The organism is Sporolactobacillus mangiferae (assembly GCF_023336505.1).
Classification (GTDB): Bacteria; Bacillota; Bacilli; order Bacillales; family Sporolactobacillaceae; genus Sporolactobacillus; species Sporolactobacillus mangiferae.
Window position 1 is genome coordinate 53,783 of the sequence record NZ_JAMAST010000005.1, and the last position, 18,374, is coordinate 72,156.

20 protein-coding genes are annotated in these 18,374 nt (G+C 45.4%); 13 read left to right on the top strand and 7 right to left on the bottom strand.

Annotation, left to right across the window (positions count from 1 at the left end; genetic code table 11):
- Positions 1-61: 61 nt before the first annotated feature.
- The 3 genes from M3N64_RS06720 to M3N64_RS06730 are packed head-to-tail and all read right to left on the bottom strand — an operon-like array spanning position 62 to position 1,076.
- Positions 62-424 carry a DUF488 domain-containing protein gene (locus tag M3N64_RS06720; protein WP_249100024.1) on the bottom strand — a complete coding sequence of 121 codons (363 nt, stop codon included), beginning with the start codon at positions 422-424 and terminating at the stop codon, positions 62-64.
- Between the two features lie 32 nt (positions 425-456).
- Positions 457-732 (bottom strand): ferredoxin, encoded by a 276-nt coding sequence (locus tag M3N64_RS06725; RefSeq protein ID WP_368389900.1) that lies wholly within the window; start codon positions 730-732, stop codon positions 457-459.
- Between the two features lie 29 nt (positions 733-761).
- Entirely contained in the window at positions 762-1,076 is a 315-nt protein-coding gene (locus M3N64_RS06730) for a cupin domain-containing protein (RefSeq protein ID WP_249100027.1), read from the bottom strand.
- Between the two features lie 233 nt (positions 1,077-1,309).
- Here M3N64_RS06730 and M3N64_RS06735 point away from each other — a divergent pair, with 233 nt between their 5' ends.
- Both M3N64_RS06735 and M3N64_RS06740 read left to right on the top strand, forming a co-directional pair.
- Positions 1,310-1,969, top strand: a complete 660-nt coding sequence (locus M3N64_RS06735; RefSeq protein WP_249100031.1) for a Crp/Fnr family transcriptional regulator — start codon at positions 1,310-1,312, stop codon at positions 1,967-1,969.
- A gap of 78 nt (positions 1,970-2,047) precedes the next feature.
- Complete coding sequence (locus tag M3N64_RS06740; protein ID WP_249100034.1) at positions 2,048-2,605, top strand: cysteine hydrolase family protein; 558 nt, start codon at positions 2,048-2,050, stop codon at positions 2,603-2,605.
- 86 nt (positions 2,606-2,691) lie between these two features.
- Here the strand turns inward: M3N64_RS06740 and M3N64_RS06745 are convergent, their stop codons facing one another.
- Positions 2,692-3,324 (bottom strand): NADPH-dependent F420 reductase, encoded by a 633-nt coding sequence (locus tag M3N64_RS06745; protein ID WP_249100036.1) that lies wholly within the window; start codon positions 3,322-3,324, stop codon positions 2,692-2,694.
- Positions 3,325-3,833: 509 nt separating this feature from the next.
- Here M3N64_RS06745 and M3N64_RS06750 point away from each other — a divergent pair.
- From M3N64_RS06750 to M3N64_RS06770, 5 genes are all read left to right on the top strand, one after another.
- Entirely contained in the window at positions 3,834-4,823 is a 990-nt protein-coding gene (locus M3N64_RS06750) for a glycosyltransferase family 2 protein (protein ID WP_249100039.1), read from the top strand.
- Positions 4,798-5,139 carry an EamA family transporter gene (locus M3N64_RS06755; RefSeq protein WP_249100042.1) on the top strand — a complete coding sequence of 114 codons (342 nt, stop codon included), beginning with the start codon at positions 4,798-4,800 and terminating at the stop codon, positions 5,137-5,139. Before M3N64_RS06750 ends, M3N64_RS06755 begins: the two co-directional genes overlap by 26 nt.
- Positions 5,140-5,141: 2 nt before the next feature.
- Positions 5,142-5,465 (top strand): EamA family transporter, encoded by a 324-nt coding sequence (locus M3N64_RS06760; RefSeq protein WP_249100045.1) that lies wholly within the window; start codon positions 5,142-5,144, stop codon positions 5,463-5,465.
- A 41-nt stretch (positions 5,466-5,506) separates the two neighbouring features.
- Complete coding sequence (locus tag M3N64_RS06765) at positions 5,507-7,354, top strand: DUF6020 family protein (RefSeq protein WP_249100047.1); 1,848 nt, start codon at positions 5,507-5,509, stop codon at positions 7,352-7,354.
- Between the two features lie 598 nt (positions 7,355-7,952).
- Positions 7,953-9,191: an MDR family MFS transporter gene (locus M3N64_RS06770; protein WP_249100050.1), complete on the top strand. Its 1,239-nt coding sequence runs from the start codon at positions 7,953-7,955 to the stop codon at positions 9,189-9,191.
- A 65-nt stretch (positions 9,192-9,256) separates the two neighbouring features.
- On the opposite strand, the gene M3N64_RS06775 is transcribed toward M3N64_RS06770, so the two are convergent.
- Both M3N64_RS06775 and nfsA read right to left on the bottom strand, forming a co-directional pair.
- Entirely contained in the window at positions 9,257-9,760 is a 504-nt protein-coding gene (locus tag M3N64_RS06775) for a DUF2628 domain-containing protein (RefSeq protein ID WP_249100053.1), read from the bottom strand.
- A gap of 100 nt (positions 9,761-9,860) precedes the next feature.
- Complete coding sequence (gene nfsA, locus M3N64_RS06780) at positions 9,861-10,610, bottom strand: oxygen-insensitive NADPH nitroreductase (RefSeq protein WP_249100056.1); 750 nt, start codon at positions 10,608-10,610, stop codon at positions 9,861-9,863.
- Between the two features lie 323 nt (positions 10,611-10,933).
- Here nfsA and M3N64_RS06785 point away from each other — a divergent pair, with 323 nt between their 5' ends.
- From M3N64_RS06785 to M3N64_RS06800, 4 genes are all read left to right on the top strand, one after another.
- Positions 10,934-11,356 (top strand): GNAT family N-acetyltransferase, encoded by a 423-nt coding sequence (locus M3N64_RS06785; protein WP_249100059.1) that lies wholly within the window; start codon positions 10,934-10,936, stop codon positions 11,354-11,356.
- A gap of 547 nt (positions 11,357-11,903) precedes the next feature.
- Positions 11,904-13,103 carry a pyridoxal phosphate-dependent aminotransferase gene (locus M3N64_RS06790; protein WP_249100062.1) on the top strand — a complete coding sequence of 400 codons (1,200 nt, stop codon included), beginning with the start codon at positions 11,904-11,906 and terminating at the stop codon, positions 13,101-13,103.
- The gene (locus tag M3N64_RS06795; protein ID WP_249100065.1) at positions 13,100-14,110 is read left to right on the top strand and encodes a D-2-hydroxyacid dehydrogenase; all 1,011 of its coding nucleotides are present in this window, start codon (positions 13,100-13,102) and stop codon (positions 14,108-14,110) included. The genes M3N64_RS06790 and M3N64_RS06795 overlap by 4 nt, the downstream gene beginning before the upstream one ends.
- A gap of 30 nt (positions 14,111-14,140) precedes the next feature.
- Positions 14,141-14,605: a GNAT family N-acetyltransferase gene (locus tag M3N64_RS06800; RefSeq protein WP_249100067.1), complete on the top strand. Its 465-nt coding sequence runs from the start codon at positions 14,141-14,143 to the stop codon at positions 14,603-14,605.
- A 106-nt stretch (positions 14,606-14,711) separates the two neighbouring features.
- Here the strand turns inward: M3N64_RS06800 and M3N64_RS06805 are convergent, their stop codons facing one another.
- A complete protein-coding gene (locus tag M3N64_RS06805; protein WP_249100070.1) occupies positions 14,712-15,278 on the bottom strand; it encodes a biotin transporter BioY in 567 nt (188 codons plus the stop codon).
- Positions 15,279-15,573: 295 nt separating this feature from the next.
- On the opposite strand from M3N64_RS06805, the gene M3N64_RS06810 reads away from it, so the two are divergent.
- Positions 15,574-17,079, top strand: coding sequence for an aminotransferase-like domain-containing protein (locus M3N64_RS06810; RefSeq protein ID WP_249100073.1), 1,506 nt, complete (start codon positions 15,574-15,576; stop codon positions 17,077-17,079).
- Positions 17,080-17,170: 91 nt separating this feature from the next.
- Positions 17,171-18,352 (top strand): aminotransferase-like domain-containing protein, encoded by a 1,182-nt coding sequence (locus tag M3N64_RS06815; protein ID WP_249100074.1) that lies wholly within the window; start codon positions 17,171-17,173, stop codon positions 18,350-18,352.
- Positions 18,353-18,374 lie beyond the last annotated feature (22 nt).

The window sequence follows — 18,374 nt, forward strand, 5'->3', positions numbered from 1 at the left end:
CTCACCCGCTTATTCCATTTGCTGTTTATGCCCGCGCAGTCATTCGCGGAGAGAAATAACTTCATGCTTTAATTGTGTGAATAAATTGAAGCAATACCCACGCATGATTGCACGTCGGACTTTTTGCTGCGTAAAGCAGAGTAACTGTCTGCGTGCGGCCGAGTTGAATGATCTGGTCAACACTGCGCTGTTTCTCTTCATCTTCAAATAATTCCTTTTGATAAGCTTCCTGAAAATGGGCAAATTTCGCTGGTTCATGGGTGAACCATTTGCGAAGCTCCGGGCCTGGTGCGACCGATTTCATCCAGTCATCGATTCGGGCGCGTTCTTTGGACATGCCACGCGGCCAGATTCGGTCGACAAGAATACGCCGACCATCCGAGCGCTGCACTGATTCATAAATACGTTTGATCCGAACGCTCATATTACGTCACGCCTTCTTTTCATCGCTCTTTCTTATTCATTATTATCGCCTGAATGAACAGCTGTATCAAACGGACTGTCAGAGATAAGAATCGATTCGGTCGGACATCCGTCATAAGCATCTTCAAGATCCATCAGCAGTTCTTCAGGAATCGGTCTGATGCCCTGATTGCCGTCAATGATTGAAAAGGCAAGCCCCTCATCATTGTGGTGAAAAATATCCGGAGCGGCCATTTCGCATGCGCCGCAGGAAATGCAGGTGTCCTGATCCACCCGTGTGTACCTGACTTCTTCCGGTTGATGGTCCACAGTGGTCACCTCCCCATGCATGATCCTTTTCAGCATTCACGTACAACGCCGGCAGCACGCGCCGACTTAACCAGAACGACATCACTGTCTTCTTCAGCGCGCAATGAATGGAGTTCCTGTGCATTCAGATGTACCAGTTTTCCAGGAACGAGAAGTTCTGCTTGACCGGATGCTGTGAAGACGATGGCACCGCGTACAGGGATCACCGTGACTTCTGCATTGCCGCCATGATGTTCGGGAATTTGCTGCCCCTTTTGAAGAGACAAATGCATGATTGTCTGGCAGTCATCCTGATAAAGCTGTTCCTTAAGTATTGACTGATTTTCACAAGTAAGTACCTGCATGAGTCATCACTCCTTAAATGAAAGACAGATCACTTTCTTTGATTGATAAACCATGTCATTTATACTAAATATAAATGGTGAAAATGAACATGACCCAGATCAAGTGACGGGTACTTTTTTGTACTATATAAGAAAGTTTAAAATTCAGCGGATTATCGTATAAGTGCAGGCGGCGGCTTCGCCCGTGTCAAAGGCTTGGCAAAGCCAAGTTTTCTAATGAAGGAGTGATACGAGTGTCCAGATTGGAAGCGATTGGCTGGTTTGAAGGGCTTTCTCAGGCAGCCCTGGATCGGATCACAAGCAGCGGGTCATTCAGAACGTTCCATGAAAAAGAAATCATTTTTTTGCAGGGCGACGCGCTGACCCATTATTTCTTTGTGGTGAGCGGTCTCGTCCAAGCGTTTCATCAAAATAAAGCAGGCAAGAAGTGGATCGTCAGTCTTTTTTCACAAGGTGATTTGTTCCCTCATGCCGGTCTGGCGGATTCGGCCACCGTGTATCCGGCAAGTGCGGATGCGCTGGCATCAGGCATGCTGTTTGCAATTAAAAAAGAAGCCATGTATACGCTCATGGATCGTTATCCTGTTATCCATCAGCATTTAACGCGCTTTCTGGCAATGAAAAGTCAGGAACTGATCAACCGATACTCTGATTCAGTCCTTGAACCGGCACGTGTGCAGCTCATTTCACTACTTAAACGTTTGGCGCAACAATCGGGTGTGCACGTATCGGACGGCTGGGTACTGATTCCGAGTCTAATGGCTGAACAGGATATGGCAGGGTACATTGGTGTTGCACCGGAGACAATCAGCCGCTTGATGAGTCGTTTGTATCGTGAACGACTCGCCAAATCAGCCGGCCGTGGAAAAATTTATATAAGAATTGAAGAGTGAGCAATGCGGACGGCGGATATTTGCTGATATAATTAATTGTGGGGCACGAAGCTGACCAGCAGAAAAGGAGAGTGACTGATGAATCAGGCTTTGCTTGTGATTGACGCGCAGCAGGCGCTTATTGATGGAGACGCTCAGGAACCCGGCGTATATAACAAAGAGGTACTGTTTGAGAAAATCAACAAGGTTATTGAGAAAGCGGTGAAAGCGGGAAGCCATGTCATTTTTATTCGTGACACCAGTGTCTCTGGCGGCGAAGGCAGCGGTTTTGATGTTCATCCGGCGATCCACCGGCCAGATGGTGCTCCGACTTTTAATAAAAGTGCAACCAGTGCTTTTTATCATACCCCGTTATTGCCGTTTCTGAAAGAAAGAGCGACTGAGCATTTGGTCATTGCCGGGTGCATGACAGAGTATTGCATTGATACAGCGGTCCGGATGGCAACGGTCAACGGTTTTGATGTGACGCTGGTCGGTGATGCCCATTCGACCGCGGATACTCCGGAATTATCTGCGGCACAGATTATTCAGCATCATAACCGGATACTGAATGGTTATGACAATGACGATCATTTTTCACTCGTCCGAAACGCTGATGAAGATCTGTTTCACCCGATTCACGACAACTATCGATAAGTGCAGGTGACATTCAGGAATGACCTGTAAGAAGGCTGGACAGGCATCGGGACTTGCCGATGTTTATCCAGCCTGTTTTGTTTCAGTTATTCCTTTGCCTGCTTCAGAAGTTCTGTCAATTGGGTGCGGTCCGCGTGTGCACAATAAGCGGGGGTTCCGTTTTCAAAACGGAATCCTTCGTGAAGCGGTCCGGCATCGACCGTATCAAAACCGATTGCATTAAGTAACTCAGCAACTTGTTGCCTGGCTTCAGGATCATCCCCGGCGATCGGAAGGGCACGCCGGTGCCGATCATCGCCAGATTTTCCGGTTGTTTCAATCTCCGATGCAAAAATGGAGTTAAAGGCTTTTACGACATGTGCGTCCGGAAAATGAGCGGCCGTCAGCTCACTCGTCGTTGTCGTGCCTTTATCGAGTGCTTCAATTCGTCCGTCCCGACCTGGATAATAGTTCATCGTATCAATGAGCGTCTTCCCTGCTGTTCCGGCCGTATTCAGTTCTGGCAGCGCGTAAAGAGGCACGGTGACAACGATGAGATCACCTTTCTGAGCAGCCTGTTCTGCAGTAGCCGCTTCTGCTTTCGGTCCCAGTTTTCGAACGAGACCAGCAAGTGTTTGCGGACCGCGTGAGTTGGACATCACAACGGAATATCCTGCGCGAATTGCATTGGCTGCAACCGCCTGCCCAATGTTTCCACTGCCGATAAATCCGATTTTCATTTTACTGCTCCCCTTCATCGATTATTGGAATCAGTGTAGCATGCACCAAACGCTGCGTCTAACTTTCTGACTCAGACTTATACCGTCCTTCCTTCTCTAAGATTAAATTGATGTTCTACATCCGCTTATGCTTGATTTGTGAAAATGAAGCGACTCAATTATCATTTTTCTTTTCAGAATGGTTCAGTGAAATAAAAAGCTTTCTTCATGCCTTTTTTACATTAGATTCACATTACGGCTGTATAATAAATAATCGGATTATTGATAATGAATCACAAAAATACTATTTCTTCCCTCTTGCTGATCTCCTCAGTTACATTTATCGAAGGAATTCCACGTTTTTCCAAAAAACCGATTAGTTCGTCGCTTTTTCAGCCGGAAATTCGCCATTTTTCATTGAAATTCCGAGAGGGTGTCAGGTAACGATGGTCTGTTTATTAAGAGTGAATGAGAGAGGGACAGCGTTGAGCATGGGGGTTTATAAACTGCATTAGCGGGGAGGAATTTTCATGGAGCACATCGCTGTTTTAATCCCTTGTTATAATGAATCGCTGACGATAGAAAAGGTGGTGACGGATTTCAAAGAAGCACTTCCTGAAGCCACGATTTATGTTTATGATAATAACTCAACGGACGGTACGGATGTTATTGCCCGTCAGGCAGGGGCTGTTGTCCGTTATGAGCAAAAACAGGGAAAAGGTCAGGTCATCCGTCGGATGTTTCGCGAGATTAATGCAGAATGTTATCTGATGGTCGATGGAGACGACACTTACCCAGCAGAGAGTGCTCGGGATATGGTGCAACCAATTTTAGATCGTGAGGCGGACATGGTGATCGGTGACAGACTGTCATCGACCTACTATACTGAAAATAAGCGTCCGTTTCACAATATCGGCAATCGTCTGGTAAGACAATTAATCAAAATGCTCTTTAAAACGGATGTCAGCGACATCATGACCGGCTACCGCGCATTCAACTATACATTTGTTAAAATGTTTCCTGTTCTGTCGAAGGGCTTTGAAATTGAAACGGAAATGACTATCCATGCTTGCGATAAAAATCTTGGTCTGAAAAATGTCACCGTGAGATATCAGGATCGAGCAGCAGGCAGCGTTTCAAAGCTGAATACATATTCGGATGGTGTGAAAGTGCTGATCACCATTTTCAGGCTTTTTAAGAATTATGATCCTTTTAAATTTTTCGGCACAATTTCGCTAGTATTGCTCCTGATCAGTTTTATACTGGCATTACCAGTGTTGGTACATTACTTTCAAACGGGACTTGTTCCGAGATTTCCAACACTGATTGTCAGCGGATTCCTGATGTTGGCGTCTCTTCTTTCTTTCTTCGGGGGGATGATATTAGATGTTTTGGTACAGAACGAACGTCAGAACTTTGAGATCAAGATGAACGAATACCTGCAGTTGCAAAGAATATTGAATTACGCTGCAACAGACGAAATGAGTGAACCCTATGATCAGCTCCTTGCGAAAAAATAAAGCGGGCATTGCATTGATGCTGCTTTCTTCACTATGTGCATGTTTGGGTCAACTTTTCTGGAAACTTTCAGCAACAGATACGAGTTTATTGTACCTGGCTATCGGTTTTTGTTTGTATGGCATGGGCGCAGCGATCATGGTTGTCGCCTATCGGTTTGGTAGTCTTTCTGTTCTGCAGCCGATGTTGAGCATGAACTATGTGCTGACCATTTTGTTGGCATTTTGGATCCTGGGCGAAGGCTTTACTTGGGTAAAGCTGATTGGCATCGCGTTGATCACAGTTGGTGTTATTTTAATTGGCGGTGGGGATGAATAAAAATGATGTTTATATCGATCCTGATCATGACGGTATTGGGGGCATTCGCCGGATTTTTTCTGAAAAAATCGACTGACGGAGATAGTTTCTTGTCAATTCTTTTCAGCAAATATTTCTATTTCGGTGTCATACTTTATGTGCTTGCTGCCATTTTGAACATCTATGTCCTGCGCTTTCTCCCCTATTCGGTCGTTCTGCCGTTAACTGCGATTACTTATATTTGGACGATGCTGATTGCCTATTTCCTGTTAAAAGAGTCTATTTCCGCAAAAAAAAAGATCGGCATCGTTTTGATTGTTATCGGTGCTGTTTGCGTTTCACTCTGATTTGTTAATTCATTGTGGTGCATAGAAAGAGGTTAAAAGAAGTGGAATTAGCGACTGTTCTCAAACGTAAAAAAGTACGGATGGCCATAACATTCTTTCTTGCGCTAATCACGACCATCGCCCTGCTGTTTTCTTCCGACTTTCGGCAGAACATTCGAGTATTGCGAACGGCGGGCATTGTGATGCTGATTGCACTCTGGTTATTCTATAATCATATTTTTATGAGAATCAAACCGGCAGGATGCCGAACAATTCTTGCAGCAAGCATTTTATTGGCACTTTTACAAGTTATCGGCCTGATCGAACGCTATAGCGGCACAATTGGATTTATCGGTGAGAGTAGCCATAAAATGGTTTACTCATTCATATTGTTCATCGGCTATGCAGTGTTGATTTACAGTGCTTTTCAGGCGTTTATCACATGGGTTATTCATCATCGGGCACAATTGAAATTGAAAGAAACGCAGTTTACGGCATGGTTCAGAAACAAGACGTTGCTGAAAAGCATAATATTCATTTTAATCTGCTGGCTGCCGATCATCATTATTTATTATCCGGGAGTCTCTACGTTCGATGGTATGCGACAAATCAATCAGGTTTTTGACCCTTCACAGCTGAACAATCATCATCCGATTTTGACGACGTTTATCATGGGTGGGCTTGCAAAGGCGGGTCGATTGCTGGCTGGAAACAATTTCGGATTGTTTTCAGCGGCACTTTATCAAATTTTGCTTGTTTCCTTTTGCTTTTCCTATAGCATTAGCTACTTAAATCGTTTTAAATGTTCTATCTATTTGCAGCTTGGGTTGTTGTTCTTTTATGCCTGCATGCCTTTATGGTCGATTGTGACGATGATGGTAATGAAAGATGTCAGTTACTTTGCTATCTTTTTACTTTACACAATAAAACTGATTGATTTTCATTTGAAGAAGGAACATCGAAAAAGAGATTATCTCTTACTATGGTTGCTGGCCTTGCTTGTTTGTTTCATCCGAAAAGATGGGCTTTATGTTGTTTTCGTGTCACTGTTGACACTGGGCTTTTCGTATCGGCACTGGACCAGAAGGCGGCTCTTAGGCGCGTTGGCAATTATTGTTATCTTCATCACAGTCATTAATGGAGTATTGTTACCGAAAATAGGCATTCCAAACGGGTATGGTAACAGTGATACGAGAGAAATGCTGTCGATTCCGTTCCAAGCCACTGCCAGATATGTGAAATACGCAGAGGATGATGTGACTCCTGCCGAAAAAAAAGCAATCAATGCTGTGTTGGATTACAGAAGCATTGGTGCGCGTTACACAGAAACAATCTCCGATCGTGTCAAGGAAACATACCGAATCAGTGCGACAAAGCAGGATCTGTTGGCTTATTTTAAGACATGGATCACCATGTCTGTGAAACATCCTGTTGTTTATTTGGATGCGATCGTCGCACAAACGAGCGGATATTATACGCTCACTGACGGCCTGAGGACTGATGTGGCAGGCAATGTCCGGCAGTTTGATCCACGTACAAAAAATTGGGCGGATAATCAGTTGAAGTTTTCTTTTAGCGATTCGATGCAAAAAGAACGGGAACTGGCGAATGCATCACGGGAAATCTATCGAAATATTCCTTTGATCGGTGACTGGGAAGGTGGAGCACTCTACTTCTGGTTAATTGTTTTATCATTTTTACTATTGACTGTTACTGGGCAAAAACGAAAAACAGTTTATTTATCAACAGTTGCGACACATATGCTGATTGCACTGTTATCGCCGGTCAGTGGTTCATTACGCTATCTGCTGCCAATTATTGCTACGCTGCCCTTCGTGTTCATTCTTTGCCTTATTTCTATTTCACAAGAAGAAAGCGTAAATAACGCATCTTTGAATGACAGTGACTGACATTAATTGTTTGGAATGGCACGGGAAATCAGAGCAACGTTTCTGGAATTCATGCCCGAAGAATATAAATAAGTTAAATCGATGCAGAGGGATAAGGAATACTTACAGTTTTGAGAAGACTTTGAGCAAGAAAAATCACTTCTGAATCATTCGGCATTTTATGCATGCAATAAGATGCTGTCCAGCATCGACCGCACCAAAACCGATTGCATCAAGTCATTCAGTGACTTGCCGCTTGGTTTCAGGAGTGTCCCCGGCAAGGGAAGAGCACAGATGAAAAAAGACATCTTTCAGCAGGGAAGATGTCTTTTGTATCTTTTTGCGAATATATGTTCGATTTGTACGGCAACCAAAAAAGAAAGGCTACCCCTCAACTTTTATATTAATAGTATAAATCACCTTGAAATATAAGTCTATATTTTTTGCACAAAGTCTTACACAATTAGGATAAAGATTTAGAGAAATTTAGTGCAAGGTTACTAATCCTTTGCTTCAGGCAAATTTTTATCGAAGCGGAGTGCTCTCATATCTTTAATTCGATCAAGGGCGCATAACACACATGTTTGTGCCTGCGCACCCGCAGAAAACGGGGAGTTAGATGATTATTTTTAAGTGGGATCACAATTTACAAATTCGTCTGCTTGGCGAAGCAGTGTTTCATTTGTTTTATTGGATGTATTTTCCTTTTTTAACGGTTTATTTCAGCCAGGAACTCGGGAATTCAACCGCGGGAATGTTAATGATGGTTCCGCCGATCATCAGCACGCTCGGCAGCCTGACAGGAGGCGGTCTGGCCGATCATGTGGGCCGCCGTCCAATCATGCTGCTGGGTGTTTCGATTCAAACGGCAATGTTCGCAGCACTGGCACTTTCACCGTCTGCATGGCTGAGTTATTTTTATTTCATTGGCGTCAGTCTTGGATCTGCGCTCTATTCACCGCCCAGCTCGGCGATGGTTGCCGATCTTGTCCCGGAGAACGAACGTCGTCATATTTTTGCAACGTTTACGACGGCGAACAATATTGGTGCCGTTCTCGGACCCGCACTGGGAGCAGTTTTGTTTTTCAAGTATCAAAGTGCACTTCTGTGGACATGCGCTTTAATTCTCTTTATCTATCTGCTGATTATGTTTTTCATGATTCATGAAACGAAGCCTCAGCTAAGCAATGAAAAAGGCGACGGAAAACGGCATCATCTGGTATTCCGGTCACTTTGGGACAGCTTGAAACTGGTGGCTTATGACAAGGTGTTCGGACTCTACATTCTTGCAGGCATATTTGTAATCATCCCCATGATGCAACTGGACTTGTACCTAGCAGTCTATGTGATCAATCATGTGCCCGCACAGTCGCTTATTTACTGGGGTGACCGGCGTTTCATGCTCTCAAGCTCAGAGGTGTTCGGCTGGTTGCTTGGATTGAACGGGCTCATGTTTGTTCTGCTCATTTTGCCGATCAGCAGCTGGCTGAAAAATTGGACTGAGCGGAACATTCTGCTGCTTTCCTGTGCGCTCTCGGGTTTTGGGACGTTTGCAGTCGGGCTGAACACGAATATTTGGTATCTGTTTACGATTACTGTTGTATTTACACTTGGTGAAATTGTACGTTCGCCAGTGACGCAAAGCTTCGTCAGCCACTATGCGCCTGCCCGTGCGCGAGCACAATATATGGGTGCATCAGGCCTGCAATTTACGATCGGGCGTTTCCTTGCGCCGCTTACGGTTTTTATCTCCGCCTGGGTACCGCCGATGGGTGTATTTTCACTGTTGCTTCTTTTTTCCATAATCAGCATGATCCTTTACATACGCGTATTCAAAATCTATGAAAAGAAAACATAAGACTTATATAAAGGTTTGTTTAAGGCAGTGACAGCTGGTACATACATTGTGCATGTGCTTTAAAATCAGGCATAGCTGAAGATCATTGATACAGCTATGTCAATGAAGAAGCAGATCCAGAAGGCAGGCCAGCTGTATCCGGGAAAGCTTTGCAGATGGTCGAGCCGGTCAATACGATCGGGAATGCGTGCTTTCAATTTTTGTAGCGCATTCAATGCTGTTAAAAAATACAGTTGATTACCGAATAATCCAGAAATAATCGAGAGAGGCAGGAAGATACATATGTAAAGACCCAAGGGCACATCGTTAAGCGCATAATCGAGAATGTTGGACAGAATCAAATAACCATATGCCCAAAGATACATTTTTCGATGCACTGCCCAATAACTAAAAAAGAAAAATGATGGCCAGTTCCATGAGATCAAGCTTTTTCGTTCGTCCATCTGCTCCCATCGCCGTTCATAGACATCGCTGTTTTTTCCGACATAAATGAGTAATTCTTCTTTTGTTTCGTCACTTAATTCTGAGAAACGCGTTTTCCATTCAGTGATTGTCGATTCCTCCCGCATGTATGATTGTTACAAAATAGTCTATAGCATGGCTGGCACCTCAAGACCGGCCAGGTCTGGTTTCCCGTCACGCCAATTATGACATGTGCAAAAGTGTGGATCAATATTGCAGCAGTTCCTGTGCTTTCAGCGTATCCAGTATCTTTTTCTTATTTTCCGACTGCGCGCCCGATACGGCCTTGGCAATTTGATTCGTAAAGGTATCGACACGACGATTCGCGTTGCGCAGATCATAATATTGATTGACTTCGTGATCATAATCTTTTAGAAAGTCCAGCGGTTGTTCCAGTGGATGATATTCATTTTCGAAATATACTGCTTCTTTTGGCAAACGTGGTTTGAGCTGCGGTGATTGATTTGGATGGCCAACGGCGACACCGAATGCCGGAAAGGTCAGCTTCGGCAGTTTTAAGAGATCAATCACTGCCTGAGGATCATTGAGAATACTGCCGAGATAAACTGCGCCGTAACTGAGACTTTCAGCGGCAACGACCAGATTCTGAGCCGCAATCACGGTGTCGCTGAATGCTCTTAAGAAGAAATCGGTCGAGCTGAGTACATCGACCGGCTTTTCTTTTGCCTCGGCGATCGCCGCATTGCGGTTCAGATCGATCACAAACACAAAAAGTCGGGCTGCTTCGGCAATATAGTGCTGGTTGCCGATTTTCGCCAGAGCCTTTTTCTTTTCTGGATCGGTAATGCCAATAATCGAATACTGCTGGAAAAAGTTGCTGGTGGACGCATGCTGTGCGGCATCGATCAGCAGATCAACCTGTTCCTGCGGAATTTTTTCATCAGTGAAGCTGCGAATACTGCGATGGTTCAAAAGCTTTTGGACTGTTTCGTTCATATTGACGGATACTCCTTTTTGATCAATAGTTCTTGTTTACAGCTGCTTTGATTATAGCATGCCTGATTGAGTCACCAGTGAATGTGGATGGAATTGTTGAACAGACCGAAAACTCTCGCAAAGAGACCGATATAATTCGCGAACAGACCGAAAAAATCTGCGATGAGACCGATAGAATTCGGAAACAGACCGATAAAATCTGTGAAGAGACCGAAAAGATTAAGAAGCGTACAAGATAAACACATTATTTGATCGTCATTTCATAAAAAGTATACTTATTTTATAGCAGGCTGATGGTAGATGAACAGAGGGGGTTCCTTGAAATGATTCGATTTGCTCAGAAAGAAGATGTCAGAAAACTGGCTGATTTATGCGGTCAACTCGGTTATGTCGCAACCGAACGCGAGATTGGTGAGCGTCTGCAGTACATAATGAAGGATACAACGCATGCTGTTTTTGTCTATGAGAACACCGAAAAGGAGCTGCGCGGCTGGGTGCATATTTTCGGCAGATATACTTTGGAAGGGGTCTTTGCGGAGATCGGCGGTTTGGTCGTCGACAGCCGATTCAGAAAGCAGGGGATTGGTCGCAAGCTGATGGAGCGATGTGCTGAATGGGCACGTGAACATAAGTATCCAAGAATCAGGGTGCGCTCAGGAGAAAGCAGAACAGGTGCACATAAATTTTACAATGAAATCGGATACAAAACCGTTAAATGGCAAAAAATATTTGACTTGTCATTGTGATGAATCAAAGCAGAGATTATATCGAATGGAGCCAGTCGGAAGACGCACAATTTTTGGATGAAGACGACCAGCGAGACAGCGGAAAGTTTTGGATAGAGCTGGATATGGGGGCGCCAATCCAAACAATTGCTGTACATCATCATGGACAATGAGGTTGATGTGAGTCGTGTAAAAAGGTCAGTGTGGTTGCTCAAATCACATTTAAAATAAGGTTGACACTTTTCTGATAATCTGATATAAATAATACCACCAACTCAAAAGGAGTTCTTGATCATGAAGCGAGCAGGCAAACTCCAATTGAATAATTTTTATTACTACTTTGGTTTCTTTCGTTAGTGTTTGCACTTGCTTCGCAGGATGCAAACACTTCTCCAGAAGGTTGCATCCATGCGGGAGCCAAGGTGGTACAGTTAAACTTGGGAAAATAACCACATGGATTTAAGATCAATAATCCGTGTGGTTTTTATTTGCATCAGGCGTTTCGAAGCACCCACGGCTTATTGATACCGTGGGTGTTTTTCACACATTGGGAAAAGGGGAAATCATGATGGCACATTCACTCATTCGCAAGATGAAAAAGGAATTAAGCCTGATTCAGCCGTCTGACATCCTGAAGTTCGATCAGGAAGCGTCGGAAATTCCGGGAATTATTAAGTTAACTATTGGTGAACCGGATTTCAACACACCGGAACATGTAAAGGAAGCAGGAAAGCGTAGCATTGACCGCAATCGCAGCCATTATGCACCGCCAAACGGCACTTCTGAACTGCGTCAGGCGATCAGCCGTTTTCTCGAGAAAAAGTATGGTCTGTTCTACAATGCGGATCATGAAATACTCGTCACGGCAGGTGCAACCGAAGCTATTTATACTGTACTTACCTCAATACTGAATCCGGGAGACAAAGTGCTGATGCCAACGCCGATTTTCCCGCTCTATATTCCGGATACACTGCTTGCTCAGGCGGAACCGGTATTCATGGATACCTCGAAAACAGGATTTGTACTTTCGCCGCAATTGCTGGAAAAAACACTTGCGGAACATGGCGATGCCATTAAGGCAGTCATTTTCAATTTTCCATGTAATCCAACCGGTGTCACCTATCGGCGCGAACAAATTGAAGCACTGGCAGACGTCTTGAAAAAGCATGATATTTTCGTCATCTGTGATGACATCTACAGTGAACTGACCTATGGTGAACGCCATGTGTCGATGGCCGAATACCTGCCGGATCAGGCAATCGTGATCAATGGCGCTTCAAAATCGCATGCAATGACTGGATGGCGGATCGGTTTTATCTGTGCGCCTGCCGTAATTGCGACGGAACTCGCCAAGATCCACCAATTCACGATTACGTCAACCGCGACGATTGCTCAGGATGCAGCACTTGAAGCCTTTGAAAACGGCATGGATGACGGTGCCCGAATGCGTGAAGAATACAGGAAACGGCGCGATTTTGTCTACGAGGCGATGACCAGAAGCGGTTTTGAATGTGTAAAGCCGCAAGGGGCGTTTTATCTGTTCGCCAGGATTCCCTCGCCAATGAATCAAGAAAGTATGGCCTTCAGCAGGGATCTGGCACATAAAGCCAAAGTTGCCGTCATTCCTGGCGGATCATTTGGCCCCGGGGGTGAAGGCTGGATCCGGATCAGCTATGCGGCAAGTATGGAACAACTTCAGGAAGCGATGCGGCGCATTGCCGATTACGCAGCAAAGTTCGAGGAAAAGCAGGGGAGTGTGCAGCAATGAAAATCATGATGTTCAGTGTTCGCAATGACGAAGAAGCAGCCATTCAGGAATGGGCAGAAAAAACCGGTGTACAGGTGGACGTGAATCAGCGGGAACTGGACGCGGAAACGGTAAAACTGACCAAAGGCTATGACGGCATTGTCATTCAGCAGCGCAATCATATCGGCGATCCTAACGTTTATGAAGCACTTGAGGAAAATGGGTTGAAACAGCTGGCAACGCGCACGGCCGGCTATGACATGATTGATCTTGACCAGGCATCCGCCCATGGCTTGATCGTCACCAATGTTCCCGCTTATTCGCCGAACTCGGTTGCTGAGCTGGCGGTTACTCAGGCCATGCGCCTGATCCGCAATCTGGAGCTTTTTGACGAACGGGGCAGGCAGCAGGACTTCCGTTGGGCAGGGCTGATGGCGCGGGAAATTCGCTCACTGACTGTCGGCATCATTGGTGCCGGACGGATTGGCGGCACGGCTGCGCGTCTGTTCAAGGGGCTTGGCGCAACGGTCATCGCAAATGATATCGCCACGCGCGATGATTTGCGTGATGTCCTCACCTACGTGTCGAAAGAAGAATTGCTTCAGACGGCTGATGTTGTGACGCTGCACGTTCCGCTTATGGAATCCACGGCGAATCTCATTGATGCGGAGGCATTCGCGCTGATGAAGCTGGACGCAGTGCTGATCAACGCTTCGCGTGGTCCGGTGGTCGATACTGATGCATTAATTACCGCCCTGAAAAACAGGCAAATTGCTGGAGCAGCGCTGGATACATTAAACGGTGAGGAACATTTTTTCAATCAGGATCTGCGTGGCAAAGAAATTTCGAACGAGCAGCTGAAAGCTCTGCGTGCCCTGCCCAATGTACTGATCACGCCTCATATAGGCTTTTATACGAATCTCGCTGTGCAGAACATGGTTGAGATCAGCTTAAATGATGTACTTGCGATTTTGAAAACCGGACGGAGCGAGCACCAAGTGAATCAAGTGGCGGTAGAAAATCGGTAAAAGAAGGCAGTACGGAAAGAAGGTCGATCCATGACGATCAGATTTACAACCGATGCCGCTCTGATTGCCAGATTGAATGAACCAGTACAGACTTTGCATGCGAAGCTGTATCCGGAACACTTCAAACCCTATCAGTTTGAGAAAATCAGAGATTGGTTTGAAAAGGTACTGATTCAGGATGAAGCATCCCGATTTCTTGTCACTGAAGATGAAGAAGGTCCTTGCGGCTATGCATGGATTCAAACGATTAATCAGAAGGAAAATCCCTTTAAAAAAGCGTCTGTATTTCTTGAGGTACATCAATTTTGTATTGCCTCACCCAAGCGAAGAAAAGGGCTGGGAACGGCACTGATGAACCGGATCTGCCAGTATGCCAGAGAACAGGAGCTCAACGAAGTTATTCTGGACTATTGGGCAAATAATGAAGCTGCCGAACAATTTTACAGACATCAGCAGTTTACGGTTTATCGGAATGTTGTGCACCTCCTGATTTAAAAACGACCGGATGAATCATCAAGTGAATCAACAGCAAAATAGGATGCAATTACAAAAACGCACATGACTCATTAACGGTCATGTGCGTTTTGGATTAAATCAGTGATCAGGCTGCCGATTGCTGTTTGCCGGTGGTCAGCAGTCCGAATCGGGTCAGACGCTGACGGACCAGAATACCGACAACGCTGGCGATGACGGCTTTCACAATGCCAACAATCAGGAATGGGTAAACACCGGCAGCCATCGCTTTTGCCCAGGAAAGATCGAGCACAAATTTTAACTGAATCGTACCGACTGCAAGTGTCACAAACATGCCGACAATATTGGCAACGAGCGCCATCGGTGTATTGAATTGAGTATGTTCAAGAATCAGTCCGGTCACCAATGCGGTCAGAATAAAACCGGTAATGTAACCGCCGGAAGGGCCGATAAGGACACCAAGCCCGCCGCTCATGCCTGCGAAGACCGGGAGGCCGATGGCACCCAGTCCGGCATAAACGATCATTGAGACCGTACCGTATCTGCTTCCCAGAATTGTGGCTGTTAAACCGACGGCCAGTGTCTGCCCGCTGATTGGAATGATCGGAAGCGGGATGGTGACTTGAGCGAGAATGGCGGTAATTGCAGCAAAAAGTGCGCAAAGAATGTAATTTTTTAATCGCGTGTGATTCATTCTAATAAGTCCCTTCGTCTTTTAGTTAACCCAAACTGTTAATAGGTTAACACAAATTTAAAAAATTGGCTATAATTATTTCATTAACAACAGCCGGATTGGAAGCGACGTGTCCTCGGTCAGCGTCATCCCTGGAAAAAAGATCAACAAAAGCATGTTTCATCAGATGTGCTGATTTCTCAACGCACACTTTTTTTGATATTGGACTTATAAGGATCGATCCAATTGGATCTTTTCACAGGACATTGGTATGGATATGATAAGGATAATTTAAATCCACAGAAGGAGGTATGTGATGAATCTGACGATTAACCGTGAAGCGGCGACGCCGGTCTATCTTCAAATTGCCAGCCAGATAAAAGGACAGATTCTGTCTGGGAACCTGCCGGCTGGTTTTATTCTTCCTCCGGAACGTAAACTAGCTGAGTTTAATAAGATCAGTCGGACGACTGTAAATAAAGCCTATGAGGAACTAAAAGCGCTTGGTCTTGTTGATGCGCAGACAGGCAGGGGAACAGTTGTTACCGAACAGAAGGTCCCTGTTTCTGCTCCGAAAAAACAGCAGCCAGTGCTGCCAATGTCATGGTATCCACTGTTTGATAAACGCATGGCCAGCTTAAACGATGCGGTGAGTGAGATTATGTATATGGGAAATCAAAATCGAGTCATCTCACTTGCAGCAGGGATTGGTGATCCGGATTTGTATCCAATTGCTGATTTTCAGCGCATTCAGCGGGAGCAGCCAATCACCAGTACACATCTTAACTTTAGTCCGGTTGAGGGCTATTATCCGCTTCGCGAAAGTATCAGCCAATTAATGGAGAGTCGCAATCTTGCTGTGACCGCAAAGGAAATAATGATTTTATCTGGTTCGATGCAAGGCATTGATTTTGCCGCGCGTGCGTTCCTGTCTGCAGGCGATGCCGTAATTGTTGAGGAACCGACTTTTTTACAGGCAATTGAGTGCTTTCGGGCAACAGGTGCTAAAATTATCGGCATTCCCATGGACCAGGAGGGCATGCGGCTGGACGTACTTGAAGCGCAAATTTCTCGTTATAAACCGAAGTTCATCTATACCATTCCCAACTTTCATAATCCGACGGGGATTACGATGAGCATGGCGAGAAGAAAGGCACTGCTGAAACTCGCCTATCGTTTCCAGGTTCCGATTTTAGAAGATGATCCTTATGGAGATATCGCTTTTGATCAGGAACATCCGCTTCCGATTAAAGCGCTTGATGCCTATGGCTATGTGATTTATCTCAGTACGCTGTCAAAGGCGCTTTTTCCGGGCCTAAGAATCGGATGGACCATCGCTCCGGAACCGGTGATGAAGAAGTTTTTGCTTTTAAAACAAATTACTGATCTTCATGTGAATACAGACAGCCAGATCCTTGTGGATCGCTACTTGCGGGACGGATGCTATGGCGGGCATCTTATGAAAATTTTGCCATTATATAGGAAAAAAAGAGATGCTGCCGCAGAATTATTGCGGCAGGAGCAATCGTCCATACATTTTGATTTTCCCGCGGGTGGCTTTTATCTCTGGTGCCGCCTCCCTTATTCAGTACCGCAGAAAAAATTGCTTGCATTATGCGGGGAACAAGGAGTGATCTATACACCGGGTAATGTATTCTATCCACAGGAAAGTGATGGCGAGCACTGGGTGCGGCTGAATTATACCTACGAGCGGATCGATCGGCTGAGGCAGGGATTAATGGTATTTATTAAGTCTGTGAAGAAGCTGAGTGAGTGGAATGGGACGAGAGGCGTGTCCACTGGCGCACGCCCAATTGTATAAACGAAGGAGCGGCTGAATCAATGACTCGCGCGTGATGCATAAGACCACGCACGTCCCTTGCAATTGTATAAACGAAGGAGCGGCTGAATCAATGACAGTTAACTATGCAAAGCGCGCCGAGCATGTTGGGCGTTCGGCAACACGTGAAATTTTAAAGGTGCTTGATCGGCCGGAAATCATTTCATTTGCCGGAGGACTGCCGGCGCCGGAACTTTTTCCTGTAGAAGCGATTAAAGAAGCCTGTTCGGCTGTACTTGATGAAGCGGGAGAGCAGGCACTTCAGTACAGTACAACGGAGGGATTTCTTCCATTACGAAAAGCGATTGTCAAACGTATGGAAGCGGTTGGTGTACCCACAGATGCAGATCATCTGCTTATTCTTACAGGATCTCAGCAAGGCCTTGATCTGACAGGGAAAATTTTTCTTGATAAGGGTGATACCGTCATCTGTGAAAGCCCGACCTATCTTGCGGCGATTCAAGCGTTCAAAGCTTATGAGCCGAGATTTGCTGAGGTGGCCATGGACGATTTTGGCATGCGGATGGACGAGCTTGAGCGAACACTTCAGCAGAATCCTGGTGCGAAATTCATCTATACGATTCCTGATTTTCAAAATCCAACCGGACGGACGATGGTACTGGAGAGGCGCAAGCAAATGGTGGCGCTTGCCAATCAGTATGATGTCGTTATACTCGAAGACAATCCGTATGGTGCGATTCGATTTGCCGGTGAAGCACTGCCGCCGGTCAAAAGCTTTGATACAGAAGGGCGTGTCATTTATCTCAGCACGTTTTCAAAAATCTTTGCACCGGGTTTTCGGCTTGGCTGGATTTGTGCAGAGTCTGATTTCATGAATCGTTATGTTTCTTTTAAGCAGGCAAGTGATCTCCATTCGGATGTGTTTGCTCAGCGCGTTGCAGCGAAGTATCTGGAGCTGAACGATCTTGACGCGCATATTCAAAAGATCAAGGCGGTTTACCATGCCCGGCGTGAAATAATGATGCACTGTATTGAAACCTGTTTGCCGGGTCATCTTAAGCACAGCGCCCCGGAAGGCGGTTTGTTTATCTGGGTTGAATTGCCTGAGTCAATCAATGTCCAGGCACTGTTTGATCGATGCCTCAAAAATAATGTCGCCTTTGTATCGGGAGACTCCTTCTACCCCAATGAGGCGAAACAAAATGCTTTTCGATTAAATTATTCAAACATGAGTGAAGAACGCATTAAAGAGGGGATGAAACGGCTTGGCGAAGCACTTTCCGAATATGCTTAAAAAAACAGCTTTTCAGGAGATT